Source organism: Acinetobacter sp. YH12023 (assembly GCF_013420135.1).
Classification (GTDB): Bacteria; Pseudomonadota; Gammaproteobacteria; order Pseudomonadales; family Moraxellaceae; genus Acinetobacter; species Acinetobacter amyesii.
This window is the reverse complement of the sequence record NZ_VOYU01000009.1, coordinates 152,342-172,645: the sequence shown is the minus strand read 5'-3', so window position 1 is coordinate 172,645 and position 20,304 is coordinate 152,342. Positions and strand designations below refer to the sequence as shown.

Genomic DNA, 20,304 nt, shown 5'->3' with positions numbered 1-20,304 from the left:
CCACGGTAGAAATCAAAGACCAAGACGGCAACGTGATTGGTACAGGAACTGTGGATAGCAATGGTGATTTTAGTGTTGAACTTGAAGAACCGTTAACCAATGGTGAAACCATTGAAGCAACAGTAACCGATCCAGCTGGCAATGAATCTGAACCAACAGAAGCAACTGCGCCAGATACAACAGCACCATCAGCACCAACCGATGTAGTGATATCGGAAGACGGTACAACGGTTACAGGTAAGGGGGAACCTGGATCAACAGTTAAAATAAAAGATAAAGATGGCACCGTGATTGGTACTGCTACTGTTGATTCTGCAGGAAATTTTGAAGTTGAATTGAAAGATCCATTAACTAATGGTGAAAAAGTAGATGTCACACTAACAGATAAAGCTGGCAACGAATCTGAACCAACAGAAGCGACTGCGCCAGACACAACAGCGCCAGTAGCACCAACCGATGTAGTGATATCGGAAGACGGTACAACAGTTACAGGTAAAGGTGAGCCTGGCTCCACAGTAGAAATCAAAGACCAAGACGGCAACGTGATTGGTACAGGAACTGTGGATAGCAATGGTGATTTTAGTGTTGAACTTGAAGAACCATTAACCAATGGTGAAACCATTGAAGCGACAGTAACGGATCCAGCTGGCAACGAATCTGAACCAACAGAAGCAACTGCGCCAGATACAACAGCGCCAGAAGCACCAACAGATGTAGCGGTATCAGAAGACGGTACAACAGTTACAGGTAAAGGTGAGCCCGGCTCCACGGTAGAAATCAAAGACCAAGACGGCAACGTGATTGGTACAGGCCCAGTGGATAGCAATGGTGATTTTAGTGTTGAACTTGAAGAACCGTTAACCAATGGTGAAACCATTGAAGCGACAGTAACGGATCCAGCTGGCAACGAATCTGAACCAACAGAAGCGACTGCGCCAGATACAACAGCACCAGAAGCACCAACCGATCTAGCATTCAACGATACAGGTAGTCAAATTAAGGGTAAAGGTGAAGCTGGAACAATTGTAGAAGTAAAAGATGCAGATGGTAATGTGATTGGTACTGGTACTGTAGATTCTACGGGTCATTTTGTTGTTGAACTTGAAGAGCCATTGGTTGATGGAGAAACAGTTTCTGTAACACTTACAGATAGTTCAAATAACACATCGCCATCAAGTAATGTTGTTGCTCCAGATTTAATAGAAGCCGATGCGGATGCAGATGCGGATGCCGACGCTGACGCGGATGCGGATGCGGATGCGGATGCAGATGCCGATGCCGATGCCGATGCCGATGCCGATGCGGATGCGGATGCTGATGCTGATGCAGATGCCGATGCTGATGCAGATGCGGATGCCGACGCGGATGCAGATGCGGATGCCGATGCTGATGCTGATGCTGATGCTGATGCGGATGCCGATGCTGATGCGGATGCAGATGCAGATGCTGATGCTGATGCAGATGCCGACGCTGATGCCGATGCTGATGCAGATGCGGATGCCGATGCGGATGCAGATGCAGATGCGGATGCCGATGCCGACGCTGACGCGGATGCAGATGCGGATGCCGACGCAGATGCAGATGCTGACGCTGATGCGGATGCTGATGCCGATGCTGACGCTGACGCTGATGCGGATGCCGATGCAGATGCAGATGCAGATGCAGATGCGGATGCCGATGCCGATGCGGATGCGGATGCTGATGCTGATGCCGATGCCGATGCTGATGCAGATGCTGATGCGGATGCCGACGCGGATGCAGATGCGGATGCCGATGCCGATGCTGATGCCGATGCGGATGCCGATGCGGATGCGGATGCGGATGCAGATGCCGATGCCGATGCCGATGCTGATGCGGATGCCGATGCGGATGCGGATGCTGATGCCGATGCCGATGCTGATGCAGATGCTGATGCGGATGCCGACGCGGATGCAGATGCGGATGCCGATGCCGATGCTGATGCTGATGCGGATGCGGATGCGGATGCGGATGCGGATGCAGATGCGGATGCGGATGCGGATGCGGATGCCGACGCGGATGCCGATGCCGATGCTGATGCGGATGCAGATGCCGACGCGGATGCAGATGCCGATGCGGATGCGGATGCTGATGCTGATGCTGATGCCGATGCGGATGCCGACGCGGATGCCGATGCTGATGCCGACGCGGATGCCGATGCGGATGCCGATGCGGATGCAGATGCTGATGCCGATGCGGATGCCGATGCAGATGCTGATGCCGACGCAGATGCGGATGCGGATGCCGATGCCGATGCTGATGCTGATGCCGATGCGGATGCCGATGCGGATGCGGATGCCGATGCGGATGCGGATGCCGACGCGGATGCCGATGCTGATGCGGATGCAGATGCCGACGCGGATGCAGATGCCGATGCGGATGCCGATGCGGATGCGGATGCGGATGCTGATGCTGATGCGGATGCCGATGCGGATGCGGACGCGGATGCCGACGCGGATGCCGATGCGGATGCCGATGCGGATGCAGATGCTGATGCCGATGCGGATGCCGATGCAGATGCAGATGCCGACGCAGATGCGGATGCGGATGCGGATGCCGATGCCGACGCAGATGCGGATGCCGACGCTGACGCGGATGCTGATGCGGATGCCGACGCGGATGCCGATGCAGATGCTGATGCCGACGCAGATGCGGATGCCGATGCCGACGCAGATGCCGATGCCGACGCAGATGCCGATGCCGATGCTGATGCTGATGCTGATGCCGACGCGGATGCCGATGCAGATGCCGATGCAGATGCAGATGCTGATGCTGATGCTGATGCGGATGCCGATGCCGATGCTGATGCGGATGCAGATGCAGATGCAGATGCTGATGCTGATGCAGATGCCGACGCTGATGCCGATGCGGATGCCGATGCTGATGCAGATGCCGACGCTGATGCCGATGCGGATGCCGATGCGGATGCCGATGCGGATGCAGATGCTGATGCTGATGCTGATGCCGATGCCGATGCCGACGCTGACGCGGATGCAGATGCGGATGCCGACGCAGATGCAGATGCTGACGCTGATGCGGATGCTGATGCGGATGCCGATGCTGACGCTGACGCTGATGCGGATGCCGATGCTGACGCTGACGCTGATGCGGATGCGGATGCCGATGCCGATGCCGATGCCGATGCGGATGCGGATGCAGATGCCGATGCCGATGCCGATGCTGATGCGGATGCCGACGCGGATGCAGATGCGGATGCCGATGCTGATGCTGATGCTGATGCTGATGCGGATGCCGATGCCGATGCCGATGCCGATGCTGATGCTGATGCAGATGCCGATGCTGATGCTGATGCCGATGCTGACGCTGACGCTGACGCTGATGCGGATGCAGATGCAGATGCAGATGCAGATGCGGATGCCGATGCCGATGCCGATGCGGATGCAGATGCTGATGCTGATGCCGATGCCGATGCCGATGCTGATGCAGATGCTGATGCGGATGCCGATGCTGATGCTGATGCCGATGCTGACGCTGACGCTGACGCTGATGCGGATGCAGATGCAGATGCAGATGCGGATGCCGATGCCGATGCCGATGCGGATGCAGATGCTGATGCTGATGCCGATGCCGATGCCGATGCTGATGCAGATGCTGATGCGGATGCCGACGCGGATGCAGATGCGGATGCCGATGCCGATGCTGATGCTGATGCTGATGCGGATGCCGATGCTGATGCTGATGCGGATGCTGATGCAGATGCCGACGCTGATGCCGATGCTGATGCCGATGCGGATGCAGATGCAGATGCAGATGCAGATGCCGATGCTGATGCTGATGCCGATGCGGATGCCGATGCCGATGCCGATGCGGATACTGACAGTGATAGTTCCGATTTATTAGCAGTAGATAATGATGTTCAACTGAAACTTGATATCACTCCTACAAGAGTTCAACTAGGAGAAGGTGAAAGCTTAGTAGGTCAAAAAGCGACGAGCTTTGGTGTCGCGAGTATCGGACTGGGAGGTGTTGCAAACGTTAGTGCTTTAGCATTTGGATCATATATTGATGTCAGTGTTGGTAATGATCAGGTACGAGATTTGACCTTAAAAGCTGATGGTGGTGGTATTTCTATCGGTGAAACACATGATTTAGTGATATTGAAAGAAGATGAATGGGGGAACTGGAATGTAGTTCAATACCATAAAGATTGGTTCACAATTCCATTGCTTGGTTATATAAAGACTGGAGATATCCGTCTTGATGAACCAGGAAACTATAAAGTTTACCTTGCTAAAACAAATGGTGTAGGCGTACTTTCGGGTTCAGGTTTAGAAATTACTGATGATCAAGTATATGATTACTCAACAGTAACTGCAGTATCTGGTTCGGTATCTGGAAATATTTTGACCGATATTAATAATCAGAATGACTTAGTAGGTTCAGAAAATGGACAAGATATTTTTGGTCAAAATGTCATTATTGAGTCTGTTACTGTGGGTACAGAAATCTATCCTATTGATCAGTTGCAACCGACAGTAATCCAAGGTGAATATGGTGCTTTAACGATAGAGCCAAACGGTCAATATACTTATACTTTAAATGTAGGTGCTAAACCGCCATTCGGTTCGGTTGAGCAATTCAGTTATACATTGAAAGACACTGTGACAGGAGAAACCTCAAGTGCCAACTTGAATATTTCATTAAACAAAGAAGTTTCGGTGATAGATCCTGTTGTACAACATTTAACTTTGGATGTTCAATCGGTTATTACTCCAACAGAAAAGCTACAGGACTCAAGTCAAGTCAATGTTGCTAGTATTGGTTTAGGTATTGCAGATATTAAAGTTGCTACGATTGAAAAAGGTATGACCATCAATGTTGCTGAAGGTCACACACGAGAGATCAGTTTCTCTTCAAGTGGTGGTGCGCCTGTTGCATTAGGTGCGACCCCAGTCAGTCTAGCGATTTACAAATACAACGAAACCAATCAGAACTGGGAATTATATGCATTCAAAGAAAATTGGTATACCGTAGTTGGAGTGGTGATTGGTGCAGGCGTGTCTACAGAAAACGTAGATGTACTATTTACGGAAGGCACTTATAAAGCAGTGACCATGAGTGTGACAGCCGGTATTTCAGTATTGCCAACTATTGTATTAAAAGCAGATACTGACATTTTATATGACCATACCCAAACGTCGACGCAGCAACAGTTGCAAGGAGATCTAACAACGGGTGACTATGCAAGCTTTGAAATGCGTAGTGTGAATGATCAACCAGTAGATGGTACGCCGATACAAGGTAAATATGGAACATTGTATATTAATGCCGATGGTACATATCAATACATTGTAGATCAAAATACTGCTGCAAATTTTGGTGATATTGATACCTTCTCATATAGTATTAAAGATCCAGTAACTGGTGAATTGGCTACAGGTACCTTAAATATTCAACTTGATATTGTAGAAGCGAAAGATGATCAAGATCATGCTAAATTTGGCTTAGATAATATCGAAGATTATACTGGTTGGCATGTTGATGAGAGAACTGCAAACTCTTCAAGTGTTAAAGAATTCAGCCATGAAATTACCGTTGGGAAAAATCAAATTCTTGATTTGCAATTAGCTTATGCATTTGATCAATTTGCAACTAGTTCAAAAGCAGATCAGTATTTAATTACGCTAACGAATTTAGTTACTGGTCAAGTTATAGAAATTCTAAATACTTCAATAGACAGTATTCAAAATACTATAGCTTTACCATCATTAACTGAAGGTAAGTATAGAATTGATGTGACTGTTGATAATAGTTTGTCGTGGCAAGTTAATGTTAAATTAGATTTGACAGGAACAGTAACAACGCTAGATGGGTTTAGTGCGCAAGAATCTAATCTTGTGCTTGCAGAAGGTGATTTATTAGCAAATGACATTTACTATGAAAACCAAATTGCGAGTCTGAAAATTCAAGGGCAAACATTAGCGTTTGATAAGTACGGTCAGTATGAACATGCGGCAAATACTTCAATAGTATTACAAGGTCAACATGGTGTTTTAACTGTCAAAGAAGATGGTACATATAGCTATGAGGCATCAGGTGATTCCTATGGTGTAGAGAGGTTCGAATATATTTTGAATTCTATCCATGGTACTTCACAGTCAGCAGAGTTAGTGATTAATGTCGGTAAAAATATGACTGGCTCAAAATATGATGATGTAATAAGTGGTAGCGATGGACAGGATTCAGTGATCTTTAAATTACTGGATGAAGCAGATGCAACTGGTGGCAATGGTAAAGATACTTGGTCTGATTTCCATGTCGGAGATGTTGAAACTGATGTTGATGCAGATAAGATTGATGTAAGAGAGTTAATTTCAGGTAGTAGTACTGATATTAAAGATTATATTAGTTTGAAAGATGATGGTAATGGCAATACTATTCTTTCAATTGATCGTGATGGATCTGTAACAGATATGACTTATAACCCAACAGAACTGTTGGTTCTACAAGGTGTAACGAAGACAGATGAGTTGCTAGATCAACTGATTAATAATGGTCAACTATTATTTTAAATAACTAAATAAAAAAGAGGATCTTCGGATCCTCTTTTTTATTTTATGTGAACAAATATTATTTTTTATGAGAAGTACATGTTGGTAAAGGCTTTGTTGCATAAACATTCAGAAACTAAACGTTCCCCAAGTTATCACTTAAATTTGGATGGATTGGGGGGGATAACTCACCTTTTTAATTTTTAAGAAAAAAGCTATAAAATATTGTAATTTAAGTGGTTTATTGAAAATTTTCCAGAATTACCTATAGTATTAGTAAACTAAATATAATCAAGTATATTTGACAAAAGAAGTGTTCTAACAGACTCTAATTTTCTACACACACTTTATAACATATTAATTTTTGGATTTTTTAAATTTTTTGTATGTTATACATCAATTATGTTGTGGAAATCTTATGACCGTCAACCGCCACCAAAAGATATTTTTTGCTAGAATAGAAAATTTTACACGTGGCCGAACAGCTGCTGCTCGAAAATAATCAGGATATTATTGTAGGGGAATTAGCAGAAGAATTAGACATTGCGAAGGGCATCATTTGTAAATATTTTAAATGTAAAAATCAGCTACATCTCGAATTGCTCATTTTGAATGAAAAGCGACTCTTGGAAATCGCTCAAAAAATTAAAACGGATGTGCAAGAGGGAATTAGACAGTTCATGCTCTATCATTTGATGAATTCAAATCGAACGGTATTACTGCGTAGTATTGAAGAGCGAATTACCAGTCAGGAAAGAGGAATAAAAAATAAGTTTGAAGAACTGTACGAAGTTCGAGAAAAAAGAATAGTCGAGGTTAAGGATATTGCGGTCGACTATTTAATTTCTCGCAATTGTGCGATTAGCCTGCGTGATTATCTCTCTTATGTTTTGACCATCACACATGGTGCCTGCCTGTTGTTAAGTTCAACCTATTTCAAAAATCTATTGGTGAAAGTCAGAATTTAATAATTTTTTATATAAAACAAGTTATTAATGTATAGCTTGTACTTTCAGTATTAACTTTCTGGCCAATCTAATTCCAATATACGTCTTAGCTGTTTAACGTTGTCCTTTCCCAAATGTTTTGCGAGTTCTTGCTCAGCTTGATGAATTTCTGCCAATGCAATATCCGACATTTCTTTTCCGTTCGTCGAAAACTTAACCATTTTGATGCGTTTGTCATTTGGACTATCAATAACTTCTAAGAACTGAGAATTAAGTCCTTCAGCGACTAACTGATGTACCGCTTGGCGGGAAATTATTAAGCGACATGCCAATTCAGACATTGGCACAGGTGTTTCGCCAAGATAACTATAAAGCCTCGCCATCGATGGTGTTACGTAGCCATAACCATTTTTTCTGCATTTTTCATTAATTGGTCTTCGATCCATTCGAGACGAGATCGAAGCAAAGTTCTGAGAGATTTCACGGCTAATACATGGTTAAAAATGAGCTCTCAATATAAGCAATATGATTTTTTTCCATTTTTATCTATGCCTTTTTTCTAATTTTTAAAACGTCAAGTATGCTTGACAATATGTTCATATTAAATTAGTTTTTTTTGCTAGGAACGCAAAACAAAAAGGGCACTTTGTACGGAACAATAACAAAATACACAGCGTAATGCTGTGATGACGATTTTAATCTGCTTTCTAATCGCCTTGATTTACAGTCTGCAGATGTTGCTGCTTCGGGTGTCAGCGCAAATTTTGACTTAGATAAATCGAGCCTAGGCTTATTTTTTAGTGCTGCAATTTTAGGATTATTGCCCGGTGGTCTAATTGGTGGTCGATTAGGGGACCGCATTGGCCGAAAAAAAGTATTGGTTATTTCAATTGCTTTTGGATACTCTAGAAAACATACCCGCCATTACATGGAAAGGTGTGGAGGGTTTTACACATTGGCAGTTTATGAATGCTGAAAATCAAAGTGTAGATATAAAATTCAAACCGCGCTTGATTGTTGATGATATCACGATGATGAGAAATGCAGCCCTAGATGGATTGGGGCTCGTTTTGATCCCGTATATCTATGTAGAAAATGTTATCGCCCTAGGCCGTATAATTCACATAGAATCCGAGCTTATTCCCAGAAAAAGCATTATTCGCGCTGTTCATTTAGGTCAAAAAGGCATGCGGTCTGCGGTGCGCCACTTACTTGATTGGTTAAAAGAGCTCACCGTTAATTTGAGATAGTTGAATTTGCTAAATAAGTTTTTTAACGATAGGTTTATGCAACACAGCCCTAATGAGTTAACCAAGGTTTGTTCTGAAAAAATATTTTCAATTTGGTTTAAATGATTATTTAAGATATATAAAGTATATTGAAAAACATAATACAGCCTACGCAATATTTTTAGAAATGATGATGGCAGCTTATAAAATGGTGATCCGTTAAAAAAAACAGGGCTTTGATGATTTATATGAATAAGCAAAATCTGATGAATTAAAAACCTGAACGAAAGTCGAGTAGAATTTCAATGTGTTACTGGATATTTTTATCCTGGATTTGCAACGTATATGTCTAAACCTGAGAAAATTCTAAATTAATTTTATGTATGTCATGATCACTTTCACTATCGTATTGATGAACATGAGCATAATTTGTTAGGTTACGTGGCTTATTTAAACTATTTTGTAGAGTAGATCTTTTGAAAAAAAAATTTATTGAAATAAAAAATGACTTACAGAAGCATAATATTTTCTTCACCAGAAATGGTATAGAGCGTTTCAAAGAAGATGATGAAATTAGTTATCAAGAAGGCATTGTAATTGAGCCATATTGTGCATTTTTAGTGGGTAGAAATATCTGGGAAATGGGAGCTTTTTCTTATAGTTGGTCTACTTTACCTATCACGACTAAAGTAGGGAGATATTGTTCTATAGCAACAGATATCAAAGTGATGGGATTAAGACATCCTTATGAATGGCTAACGACCTCTGCAACAACTTATGATAGAAACTTTATTATTTATCAAAAATATCTTGATGATCAGCAAAAATTACAAAATGCGAGGAAGTTACCTCATATTCATTATAATAGATTAACTATTGGACATGACGTTTGGATTGGTTCAAGAGTAACATTAAAAGCAAATCTATGTATTGGAACTGGAGCTGTAATTGCGGCTGATTCAGTAGTGACGAAAGATATTCCTGCATATGCAATTGTAGGGGGGAATCCAGCAAAAATTTTAAAATACCGTTTTGACCAAGAGACTATAGAGCGGATTTTAAAAACAGAATGGTGGAAATATGATTTTAGTGACATTCAGCATTTAGATATTACTAATATAGATTTCTTTTTAGAGGAATTTGAAAATAAGAAAAGAGTTCTTACTCAAATGAATGTAGATCACTTAACACTTTAATTTATTTGTTTTGGAGGGCTTATTTCACAATATTATTTTCAAACGAATAAGCCTGCACCTAAAATTTACCGTACTCTAAATTGGTCTACATACAATTGCGCACTTATTAATCGTGGGAATATTGCTATTTGGTTCGATCCAAAGACCCAGTGGTATGCACAATCACAAGGCAAGCAAGATCGAAATCAAACTTATTTCGATATGGATATTCAATGCTGCTTAATGATCAAATCTTTATTTAAATTTTCTTTGCGAATGGTCACAGGCTTTATCCAAAGTCTGATTAAGCTTTGTGGATTAGATTGGACAGCCCCGAATATCAGTGATATTCGTATTCCACACTGTGCAGAAGACAAAGGCATATCGATATTGCAATTGGCTATCAAAAAAGTAGTGGTGGTCTCCATCTACTCGTAGACTCTACTTGCCTAAAGTTTTTAGGTGAAGGTGAATGGAAGCGTAAGAAACATGGATCTGAATATCGTCGCCAATGGCGTAAGCTTCATATTGGTATCGGTGTTGAAACTATTCAAATACGTGCTGTACAACTCACCGCAGATAATGTCAGTGATTCCTAGGTACTGGAAGATTTACTTGCTCAGATCCCTTTAGATGAGCAGATTGACTCTGTTTATACGGATGGCGCTTATGACACCAAACAATGTCGTCAGGTCATTGCAGATCGGCAAGCACATGCGGTGATTCCTCCAAGAAAAAATGCAAAGCCCTGTAAAGATATAAAAGCTCATTCATGAGAGCGAAATGAACTCCTTCAAACGGTTAATCTTGCGAAGCAGTGCTTCTCAGGCAGAACACTCTGGAAAAAATAGTCAGGCTATCATCGGCGAAGTCTGCTTGAAACCAAGATGCATTGCATTAAATTACTAGGCGATAAACTCTGCTCAAGGAATTTTAATAGTCAAGTGAATGAGATTCATGCACGCGTAGATGTCTTAAATAGATTCACAGGATTAGGTCGCCCTCATACCCAAGTTGTCACTTAAATATGAGTAGGTATGGGAGATTTTAATTTTTTAATATTTGTGCAACAAAGCCGTAGTGCTTTATACAATGTATGCTATAGCGGATTATTTGAAACAAAAAAGCCGCATTCTATGCGGCTTTTAATTGAACAAATAAATTATGCATCTTCAGTTTCTAAAATTTCAAAGTCATGGGTGATTTCTACACCACCGTCCATCAGCATTTTACTAGCAGAACAGTATTTTTCAGCAGAAAGTTCAACCGCTTTTGCAACTTGCTTTTCCTTCACGCCATGACCAGTGACTACAAAGTGCAAATGAATTTTAGTAAATACAGCAGGAATAGTGTCGGCACGTTCTGCATTTAATTCACAACGAACATCAGTAATGTCTTGGCGTGCTTTCTTTAAAATCGTCACAATATCGAAAGATGCACAACCACCAAGTCCTGTTAAAATCAGTTCCATTGGGCGCGGACCACGGTTTTCACCGCCATATTCTTGTGATCCATCCATCATAACAGTGTGACCACTTTGAGTTTTTGCTTCAAAAGCAACATTCTCTAGCCAATGAACACTAGTTTGCATTGCAAGTCCCTAAAAAAAGCTATAAATTTACGCAGTACCTGTACACTAACATAAATTGAGTTGATAAGGAATTTCAACTCTTACGTGTGACAAGTTCACTTTAGGTCTTGTGCGATCTATAAATTATCCATATTCGGAAACTGTTAGCATGACTTCAAACTTTTCACAACTTAGCACAGATGCGCTATCTCCGGGGCAGTTACCTGAGTCGGTGAAGGCATTATTAAAACGTGCATATATTAATCGTTACCCAAAACGTACAACAATCATTGATGCGGGCTCAGAATCTAAATCTTTGTATTTAATTCTTAAGGGTTCAGTATCTATCATTTTACGCGAAGATGATGAGCGTGAAATTGTGGTTGCGTACTTAAATGCGGGTGACTTTTTTGGGGAAATGGGTCTATTCGAAGCAAATGCACAGCGTACTGCAGAAGTGCGTACGCGTGATGTATGTGAAATTGCTGAGATTACCTATGAAAACTTTCATGAATTAAGCAAACAATACCCAGACTTAAGTTATGCGGTATTTGCACAGCTTGTACGCCGTCTTAAAAATACGACACGTAAAGTCACTGACCTTGCGTTTATCGACGTATCAGGTCGTATTGCACGTTGCTTAATTGATTTATCTTCACAACCTGAAGCAATGATTTTGCCAAATGGTCGTCAGATTCGTATTACTCGTCAAGAGATTGGTCGTATTGTGGGTTGTTCCCGTGAAATGGTTGGTCGTGTTCTAAAAACACTTGAAGAGCAAGGCATGATCGAAACTGATGGTAAAGCGATTCTAATTTTTGATGCATCGCTTGAAGAGAAAAGCCAATTGGCTTCTGACGATTTCGACGACGAAGAATAATCAGTCTTCCGAATCTAAAAAAAGCAAACTCAGGGGTTTGCTTTTTTTATGTCCATTCATTTCTCACTATTATAGCGGAAACAACCTTTCTCACATTTTTTGACAAATAAACAGAAAATTATGATTTAAACAAAGCCGATATCTTATGTAAGCTACTTCGTGACTTATATATTGATATTTAAAATAAAGAGGGAATTTGCGGCATGCAATTTAAACCATTGGCACATAGCGGAATTTTAGTTCCAGAAATTTGTTTAGGCACTATGACGTTTGGTGAACAAAACACCCAAGCAGAAGCTTTCGAGCAACTGGATTATGCTTTAGAGCGTGGTCTTAACTTTTGGGATACTGCAGAAATGTATCCTGTCCCACCGAAACCTGAAACCCAAGGTTCAACGGAAACTATTATTGGTAATTGGATTGCAGCTCGCGGTGGCCGCGATAAAATAATCTTAGCTTCAAAAATTGCAGGACCGTCACAAGGCGGTAGTCATATTCGTGACGGGCAAACTAAATTTATTGCTTCGGAAATTGAGTCTGCACTGGATCATTCTCTTCAGCGCTTACAAACAGATTATCTTGACTTATACCAGTTGCATTGGCCGCAACGTCCAACCAACTTTTTCGGTAAATTGGGTTATGGCAATGCCGAAGCAAACAGTACGCAAACTATTACCAATTTAGAAGAAACATTAGTTGCTTTAAGTCATGAGGTGAAAAAAGGTCGAATTCGCTCAATTGGACTATCTAATGAAACGCCATGGGGAACGTTGAAATTCCTACAACTTGCAGAAAAGCATGGTTTAGAAAAAATTGTCAGTGTGCAAAATCCATATAGTTTGTTGAATCGTACTTATGAAATCGGTTTATCTGAAATTGCACACTACGAAGGCGTGGGCTTATTGGCATATTCACCTTTAGCATTTGGTTATCTAACAGGTAAATTCCGTCATGGTGCACGTCCTGCCAATGCTCGAGTGACACTATTTTCACGCTTTAGCCGCTATTCAAATGCGGAGAGTGAATGGGCAATAGAACAATATGCACAATTGGCTGAACAGCATGGTTTAACGTTGACACAGTTAGCACTTGCATTTATTAAGCAGCAATTCTTTGTCACCAGTACAATTATTGGTGCGACGAATCTAGATCAGTTGAAAGAAAATATTGATGCGTTTGATGTGAATTTATCAGAAGACATTCTAAAAGGGATTGAAGATATTCATCGCCAGCAGCCAAATCCTGCACCTTAAGCTGAACTTTTCAGTGGATTATGTAAAAGCCTGCATGTAAATGTGGGCTTTTTTGACATTTACGTGATTTAAGCTAGTGGAAAATCATTGAATTTTAGTGTCAGAAAGTCAGTTGAGTTGACAAGAAAATTGCCTAAAAATACATTTGTATTTAAATAACATAATAAAGTACTAAATTCTTCAATAATTGACTTGAAAAGTATTCAATTTATACCAATATTATAATTGAGATTTATCTTTATCTTAAAATTAACTCATTGAAAAATATTTAAAAAATGTATTTGAAATTTTAAATATGACTCCCATATATGCTTCAAGTACAGAATTTGTTGTGAGGAATAACAAGAATGCGATTCGAAAAATTCACAAACCGTTTGCAGCAAGCATTATCCGATGCCCAATCTTTAGCAATGGGGAAAGACCATACAGCCATTGAAGGAATCCATATTCTTTCGACATTGCTTGAAGAGCCGTCGAACCAAAACTTGTTACAACAGGCAGGTGCTAATCTTCCTGAGTTAAAAACCAAACTTCAGCAAGCCCTACAGGATACCGCCACCATTGCGACGCCTACAGGGGACATCAACCTAAATCCTGAAGCAGTCAAGGCGCTGAATTTAGCCGACAGTTTTGCTCAAAAAGCGGGTGATGAGTTTCTTTCTACAGATTGGGTGATTCTCGGTTTAGCTGAAACGGGTAAAACCAAAACCTTATTAAATAGTGTAGGCGTAACGACAGATAAATTACGCAAAGCGATTGAACAAATACGAGGCGGTGAACAAGTCATGAGTAATAACCACGAAGATCAACGTGATTCACTCAACAAATATACCTTAGACCTCAATGCACGTGCATTAGAAGGTAAGCTAGATCCGGTTATTGGTCGTGACGAAGAGATTCGCCGTACCATTCAGGTATTATCACGTCGTAGCAAAAACAACCCGGTATTGATTGGTGAGCCTGGTGTGGGTAAAACAGCAATCGTTGAGGGCTTAGCACAGCGTATCGTCAATGGCGAAGTTCCTGAAAGTCTGAAAGGTAAACGTGTACTTTCACTTGACTTAGGTTCATTGCTTGCAGGTGCAAAATACCGTGGTGAATTTGAAGAACGTCTTAAAGCAGTTCTAAAAGATTTAGCCAAATATGATGGCGAGATTATTCTTTTCATTGACGAATTACATACGCTTGTTGGCGCAGGTAAAGGCGATGGTGCAATGGATGCTGGTAACATGCTTAAACCTGCATTAGCGCGTGGTGAGCTACGCTGTGTAGGTGCGACAACACTTGATGAATATCGTCAATATATCGAAAAAGATGCGGCTCTAGAACGTCGTTTCCAAAAAGTGATCGTTGATGAACCGAGTGTGGAAGACACCATTGCGATTTTACGTGGTCTAAAAGACAAATATGCAACCCATCATGGTGTGCAAATTTTAGACTCTGCGATCATTGCTGCGGCAAAAATGTCGCATCGTTACATAACAGACCGTCAGTTGCCAGACAAAGCCATTGATTTGATTGATGAAGCTGCATCACGTATCAAAATGGAAATTGACTCAAAACCTGAGCCATTAGACCGTTTAGATCGTCGCCTAATTCAATTGAAAATGCAGTTAGAAGCAGTGAAAAAAGATGCAGATTCAGTCTCTAAAGCTGAAGTTGAGCACCTAGAGAAACAAATTGCTGAAGTTCAAAAAGAATATAGTGATTTGGAGGAAGTGTGGATTGCGGAAAAACGTTTGGTTGACGGCACGAATCAAGCTCAAATCGAGTTAGATAAAGCGCGTACTGCCTTTGAAAAAGCACAACGTGAAGGTGATTTAGCAGAAGCTAGCCGCTTGCAATATGGTGTTATTCCTGAGTTGCAAAAACGCTTGAATGAAGAAGAAGTTGCCGAGGTGAACGAAGAGCCAAAACTGATTCGTACCAAAGTCACTGAAAATGAAATCGCTGAAGTGGTAAGTGCGGCTACAGGTATTCCTGTTGCGAAAATGCTGCAAGGTGAACGTGAAAAACTCTTACACATGGAGGAGTTTTTACATAACCGTGTAGTGGGTCAAGATGAAGCTGTCGTAGCAGTGTCGAATGCGGTGCGTCGTTCTCGTGCAGGATTATCCGATCCAAACCGCCCAAGTGGTTCATTCTTATTCCTTGGGCCTACAGGTGTAGGTAAAACTGAGTTAACCAAAGCTTTAGGTAATTTCTTATTTGACAGTGATGATGCGATTATTCGTATCGACATGTCAGAGTTTATGGAAAAGCATTCGGTGAGCCGTTTAGTGGGCGCGCCTCCAGGCTATGTGGGTTATGAAGAAGGCGGTGTATTAACCGAGGCCGTGCGTCGTAAACCTTATAGTGTGGTGTTGTTTGATGAGGTTGAAAAAGCTCATCCAGACGTGTTTAACATCTTGCTTCAAGTGTTGGATGATGGTCGATTAACAGACTCACAAGGCCGTGTGATTGATTTCAAAAACACCGTGATCGTGATGACCTCGAACTTAGGTTCAACCGATGTTCGTGAATTAGGTGAAAACCCGTCGAAAGACGAAGTTCGCGCTGTGGTTATGGCTGCGGTATCTGAACATTTCCGACCTGAATTTGTGAACCGTATTGATGAGTTGGTGGTTTTCCACTCTTTACAAAAAGCGCAAATTCGTGGCATTGCGGATATTCAGTTGGATCGCTTACGTTCTCGTTTGGCAGATAAAGATATGAGTTTGGCGGTTGAAGATAGTGCCTTTGAATTACTTATCGATGCTGGTTTTGACCCTGTGTATGGCGCACGTCCTCTGAAACGTGCTATCCAACAACAAGTTGAAAATACATTGGCACAGAAAATCTTATCAGGTGCTTTCCAGCCGGGCGATACGATTGTCGTTCAAGCGGAAGGAGATCATCTAACTTTTGAAAAGTTAAAACTCAACTAAAAAGCACAAATCTGCTACATCCAGTTGTAAAAACAGAAACCCGGTTTAGACCGGGTTTTTTAATTTTACGCTTGTCGTAATTTTCGTTTAAATACGTAAAGTTCATTGCATTTCATCATTTTCACCCACTAAGATGACGTCCGCACACATCCAACGAGATGACTGTGTTCTGTAAAACAAAAACAATATCGCTCGTTCATCATGAATGAATGGCAACAGGGAATTATGATTATGATGGAATTTAAACTGCTTAGGCAGATCAAAAAAGAACCTTATAGTTTATATAAACGTACAGATGACATCACTGTTCAAGAACTCAAACGCATGTATGGTATTTACCAAAAATATTATGCCAATACCCGTTATGAAATTTTTGAACGCGACTTCTTAGAAAAAACCGGTGTTTTTTTCATTATTGAACCGAAAAATAATCAAATTGTCGGATTCTCGACGGTTATGGAGCGTGACTTTATTGTTGATGGTAAAGCCCGACATGCTTTTTTCAGTGGTGATACCATTATTGAGAAAGAGTATTGGGGGAATCGTGCATTAACTCGAGCAATGTTCCGTTATATTATTAGTTTTAAATTTCGTCATCCAAGAACCCCTGTATATTGGATTTTAATCTCTAAAGGCTTTAAAACTTATCTGCTCTTAGCCAATAACTACTACAGCTACTATCCACATTATGGTGAGAAAAATGCTCATCTCAAAGACTTTGTCGAATCGTACTGTAAAGAATATTTCTCAGAATATTATAACCATGAAACAGGTCTTCTGAATTTTGGCGAAGACTACCAGCCACTCAAAGCAGATGTTGCGCCAATCACCCATGAGATGCGCGAAAACAATACCAAGATTGCTTTTTTTGAAGATAAGAACCCAACGTGGGTCGATGGAACTGAACTACCGTGCATTGGTGAATTACGTTGGAGCGATTTATACCGTTATGTAAATCGATTCTTAACCAAGACCACCAGTGTGAGTAAACATGAAAGCAAGTTACCTTATAAGTCTCGTACATTGCATATTGCGACAGGTTCAGACTCGAAGGTGGCCTAATGGGATTGCTTCTCACCACTGCACATCAAGTTTTGAATATTGCCTGCCGTAAAGCATTTCAACGCTATACACAGCAGGCAAATCAGCTGGAAAATGTGCAACGTAAAAAATTAAGCCATTTTTTAAAGCAGCACATTTCGCAAAATCTAAGCTATGAGCAATTTTCCAAAAAATATCCGCTATCGCGTTATAGTAATTGGAAAAGCCAAATTGAACAATCCAGACAAAGTGGCAAAAATTGTTTGGGGCCTGAAAAAATTGTCCGTTTTCAACCGACCAGTGGGTCGAGTGAAGCAATTAAATTCATTCCCTATACTCAGGCTTTTTTAGATGAATTGGATGAAGCTATTGGGTTATGGCTCACCAATTTATACCGAACTCATCCACAACTGAAAAATTCAACGCATTATTGGTCGGTTTCATGGTTGCCTGAAAGCCAGCGAAAGCTTTTAGAAAATAGTAATTTGAATGATGACAGTGCGCTGCTTAATCTGTCGAAGCGAGTGTTGAGTAAAATTACCCAGTCGGTACCGACTGAAATTGCGATGGCGAATTCAGCCGAAGATGCCATGTTTGCAACCGCGGTGTATCTCGTTGCAGATAAGCATTTAGGCATGATTTCGGTATGGAGTCCTACATTTGCTTTGCAATTGTTGGATATCATTCATGAACATCAAGCTGAAATTGTGCAGGTCTTAAAAACTGGACAATGGCAACGTGAGGGTTTGAGTTTTCTGCAAGTTCCTAAATCTTGTCAACAATGCTATCGCTTACAAGACTTGGATTTGACCCAAGCAACGGCGTGGAAAAAACTGTGGCCTAAACTCAGTCTGGTTTCGAGTTGGGATACTGCGAGCGCAGAGCAGTGGGCAGTACAACTCCAGCAACGAATTGCAGGTGTGGCATTTGAAGGTAAAGGTTTATGGGCAACTGAAGGCGTAGTAACGATTCCATTTGCAGAGCGTTTTACCTTAAGTTATCAGTCACATTTTTATGAATTTATTTTGCAGGACAGCCAAAAAGTGGTGCCATCTTGGCAACTGAAAATAGGCGATATCGTTAGTCCTGTGATCACGACAGGTTCAGGATTAATTCGTTATGTGATTGATGATGAATTAGAAGTCACAGACTTTTATCAGCAAGTGCCATGCTTCAAATTTTTAGGTCGCAAAATGACGGTAGATTTGGTCGGAGAAAAGCTCGACCACAATGCTGCAGTTAAAGTTCTTGCAGAGTTTAAACAAGCGGATTATTTGCCGATTAGTATCTTGGGTATCGAACAATGTTCGGTTAAGAAACCACACTATATTTTGCTTAGTGAAGGTAATGTAGATAAACAACCATCCGCTCAAGCACTAGACCGTTTGCTTAAACATAATTTTCATTATGAATTGGCACGAGATCTAGGGCAGTTGGATGAACCTGAAGTGGTACATGTACAAGATGCTTGGGATTACTACAAAACACTAGCCATGAATAATGGCATGATTGAAGGGAATATTAAGCCTGAGCCGCTTAAGAAAATGAAAACAAAAATAATTGAGTATTGAGATGGATATCGATGTGTTAGATGCACCGTTCGATGAAACGGCGCTATATCGTTCAAAGAATGAAACTAAGTTTGCGGTTCGAAATGCGACTGTAGAAGATGATGAGCAACTAATGAAAATTAGTGCTGAGAGTGTGCCAAGTAATGGCATTACCTTATCTTATGAGCGTCACCCGAGTTATTTAGCTGCTAGCTATGCACAGTATAATCGACCAGATTTAAAAGTGGTTGTCCCTGTGGACGATCCATCTATCGTGATTGCGATGATGAATTTGGGGTGGCGTTATTGTTATATCAATGGTCAGCCTGACCTAATACGTTATGTTGCCGATTTAAGAATGAATCCGGCGTATCGTGGTGCCAAAGTCATGCGATTATTAATGGACTATGTCCATGATGAAATCCCGCAAGATACGATTTTTGAAAGTGTAGTTTTAAACGCCAATATTGTCGCAGCTAGTATTTTACATCATGAAAGATCAGGTTTTCCGTTGCCATTTTTTTATGATGAAATTCGAACCTTTACTGTTTCACAGGCAATGAGACCAAAAACTTTCAATCAATATCAATTTAAAATGCTGACTGCTGAACGTGTAGATGAAGCGAATGATTTCATTTTAAAAATGAAAGACCATTATAATTTTTTACCTAGCTATGATTTTAATGCGTTGGTTGATGGTCAAAATCCATTTTGGGCAGGCTTAAATCTGGACGATTTTTATTTGATTTATGATCAGCACAATCAGTTGGTTGGACTCTATGGATTATGGAATCAAAAGAGTTTTAAACAAACCCGCGTAATCGACTATTCGCGTTCATTAAAGTTGATGAAGCCTTTTTATAATGCCTACGCCAGTGTGCGTGGTGTATTATCACTGCCAAAAATTCAGGGAACTTTCGATTATTTAATGCTGCATAGTCCACTATGTCATCCTGAACATCTAGATGTATTTGCAAGTTTAGTTTTTCATGCCAAGCAACAGACCAAGCGACGTGGCAAAGAAACCTATTGCATCACTCTGGCAGAGAAGGACCCACGTATAGGATGGATGAAAAATACCACCTCTCACGTGTTAAAAGCCAAACACTATTTTCATAGTTTTAAAGGCAATCCATATGCAGCTTTTGATCGTAAACGTATAAGTTATTTTGAAGCTGGGCGTATATAGTTGAAGTGATAGC

General features: G+C 41.3%; 12 protein-coding genes and 2 pseudogenes. 12 read left to right on the top strand and 2 right to left on the bottom strand.

What is annotated here, in order from left to right; genetic code table 11:
- The first annotated feature begins 11 nt into the window (after positions 1 to 11).
- Both FTT92_RS11490 and FTT92_RS11485 read left to right on the top strand, forming a co-directional pair.
- Entirely contained in the window at positions 12 to 6,551 is a 6,540-nt protein-coding gene (locus FTT92_RS11490; RefSeq protein WP_373684116.1) for a BapA/Bap/LapF family large adhesin, read from the top strand.
- 443 nt (positions 6,552 to 6,994) lie between these two features.
- Positions 6,995 to 7,533: pseudogene (locus FTT92_RS11485) on the top strand (TetR/AcrR family transcriptional regulator).
- Positions 7,534 to 7,548: 15 nt separating this feature from the next.
- Here the strand turns inward: FTT92_RS11485 and FTT92_RS11480 are convergent.
- Positions 7,549 to 7,923: a MarR family winged helix-turn-helix transcriptional regulator gene (locus tag FTT92_RS11480; RefSeq protein ID WP_218951578.1), complete on the bottom strand. Its 375-nt coding sequence runs from the start codon at positions 7,921 to 7,923 to the stop codon at positions 7,549 to 7,551.
- 254 nt (positions 7,924 to 8,177) lie between these two features.
- On the opposite strand from FTT92_RS11480, the gene FTT92_RS11475 reads away from it, so the two are divergent.
- The 4 genes and pseudogenes from FTT92_RS11475 (at position 8,178) to FTT92_RS11460 (ending at position 10,906) form a co-directional block, all read left to right on the top strand.
- Positions 8,178 to 8,453 (top strand): MFS transporter, encoded by a 276-nt coding sequence (locus tag FTT92_RS11475; RefSeq protein WP_257231694.1) that lies wholly within the window; start codon positions 8,178 to 8,180, stop codon positions 8,451 to 8,453.
- The gene (locus FTT92_RS11470; RefSeq protein WP_257231692.1) at positions 8,338 to 8,727 is read left to right on the top strand and encodes a LysR substrate-binding domain-containing protein; all 390 of its coding nucleotides are present in this window, start codon (positions 8,338 to 8,340) and stop codon (positions 8,725 to 8,727) included. Before FTT92_RS11475 ends, FTT92_RS11470 begins: the two co-directional genes overlap by 116 nt.
- 455 nt (positions 8,728 to 9,182) lie before the next feature.
- Positions 9,183 to 9,902: a CatB-related O-acetyltransferase gene (locus FTT92_RS11465; RefSeq protein ID WP_180172171.1), complete on the top strand. Its 720-nt coding sequence runs from the start codon at positions 9,183 to 9,185 to the stop codon at positions 9,900 to 9,902.
- Positions 9,903 to 9,923: 21 nt separating this feature from the next.
- A pseudogene (locus FTT92_RS11460) lies at positions 9,924 to 10,906 on the top strand (IS5 family transposase).
- A gap of 137 nt (positions 10,907 to 11,043) precedes the next feature.
- Here the strand turns inward: FTT92_RS11460 and FTT92_RS11455 are convergent.
- Positions 11,044 to 11,472 (bottom strand): OsmC family protein, encoded by a 429-nt coding sequence (locus FTT92_RS11455; RefSeq protein WP_078191820.1) that lies wholly within the window; start codon positions 11,470 to 11,472, stop codon positions 11,044 to 11,046.
- Between the two features lie 148 nt (positions 11,473 to 11,620).
- On the opposite strand from FTT92_RS11455, the gene crp reads away from it, so the two are divergent.
- The 6 genes from crp to FTT92_RS11425 all read left to right on the top strand — a co-directional run bounded on the left by crp (position 11,621) and on the right by FTT92_RS11425 (position 20,291).
- Complete coding sequence (gene crp / locus FTT92_RS11450; protein ID WP_078191819.1) at positions 11,621 to 12,331, top strand: cAMP-activated global transcriptional regulator CRP; 711 nt, start codon at positions 11,621 to 11,623, stop codon at positions 12,329 to 12,331.
- A gap of 203 nt (positions 12,332 to 12,534) precedes the next feature.
- A complete protein-coding gene (locus FTT92_RS11445) occupies positions 12,535 to 13,584 on the top strand; it encodes an NADP(H)-dependent aldo-keto reductase (protein WP_180172170.1) in 1,050 nt (349 codons plus the stop codon).
- A 347-nt stretch (positions 13,585 to 13,931) separates the two neighbouring features.
- Entirely contained in the window at positions 13,932 to 16,511 is a 2,580-nt protein-coding gene (gene clpB, locus FTT92_RS11440; protein ID WP_180035308.1) for an ATP-dependent chaperone ClpB, read from the top strand.
- Positions 16,512 to 16,736: 225 nt separating this feature from the next.
- Positions 16,737 to 17,573, top strand: a complete 837-nt coding sequence (locus FTT92_RS11435) for a hypothetical protein (RefSeq protein ID WP_306672621.1) — start codon at positions 16,737 to 16,739, stop codon at positions 17,571 to 17,573.
- Complete coding sequence (locus tag FTT92_RS11430) at positions 17,573 to 19,123, top strand: GH3 auxin-responsive promoter family protein (RefSeq protein ID WP_180172168.1); 1,551 nt, start codon at positions 17,573 to 17,575, stop codon at positions 19,121 to 19,123. Before FTT92_RS11435 ends, FTT92_RS11430 begins: the two co-directional genes overlap by 1 nt.
- Before the next feature lies 1 nt (position 19,124).
- Positions 19,125 to 20,291 (top strand): GNAT family N-acetyltransferase, encoded by a 1,167-nt coding sequence (locus FTT92_RS11425; RefSeq protein ID WP_180172167.1) that lies wholly within the window; start codon positions 19,125 to 19,127, stop codon positions 20,289 to 20,291.
- The last annotated feature ends 13 nt before the right edge of the window (positions 20,292 to 20,304 follow it).

Coding starts and splice junctions, on each gene's coding strand:
- FTT92_RS11425 (WP_180172167.1), top strand. CDS start 19,125: ATGGATATCGATGTGTTAGATGCACCGTTCGATGAAACGGCGCTATAT.
- FTT92_RS11455 (WP_078191820.1), bottom strand. CDS start 11,472: ATGCAAACTAGTGTTCATTGGCTAGAGAATGTTGCTTTTGAAGCAAAA.
- FTT92_RS11480 (WP_218951578.1), bottom strand. CDS start 7,923: ATGGATCGAAGACCAATTAATGAAAAATGCAGAAAAAATGGTTATGGC.
- FTT92_RS11430 (WP_180172168.1), top strand. CDS start 17,573: ATGGGATTGCTTCTCACCACTGCACATCAAGTTTTGAATATTGCCTGC.
- clpB (WP_180035308.1), top strand. CDS start 13,932: ATGCGATTCGAAAAATTCACAAACCGTTTGCAGCAAGCATTATCCGAT.
- crp (WP_078191819.1), top strand. CDS start 11,621: ATGACTTCAAACTTTTCACAACTTAGCACAGATGCGCTATCTCCGGGG.
- FTT92_RS11435 (WP_306672621.1), top strand. CDS start 16,737: ATGATTATGATGGAATTTAAACTGCTTAGGCAGATCAAAAAAGAACCT.
- FTT92_RS11445 (WP_180172170.1), top strand. CDS start 12,535: ATGCAATTTAAACCATTGGCACATAGCGGAATTTTAGTTCCAGAAATT.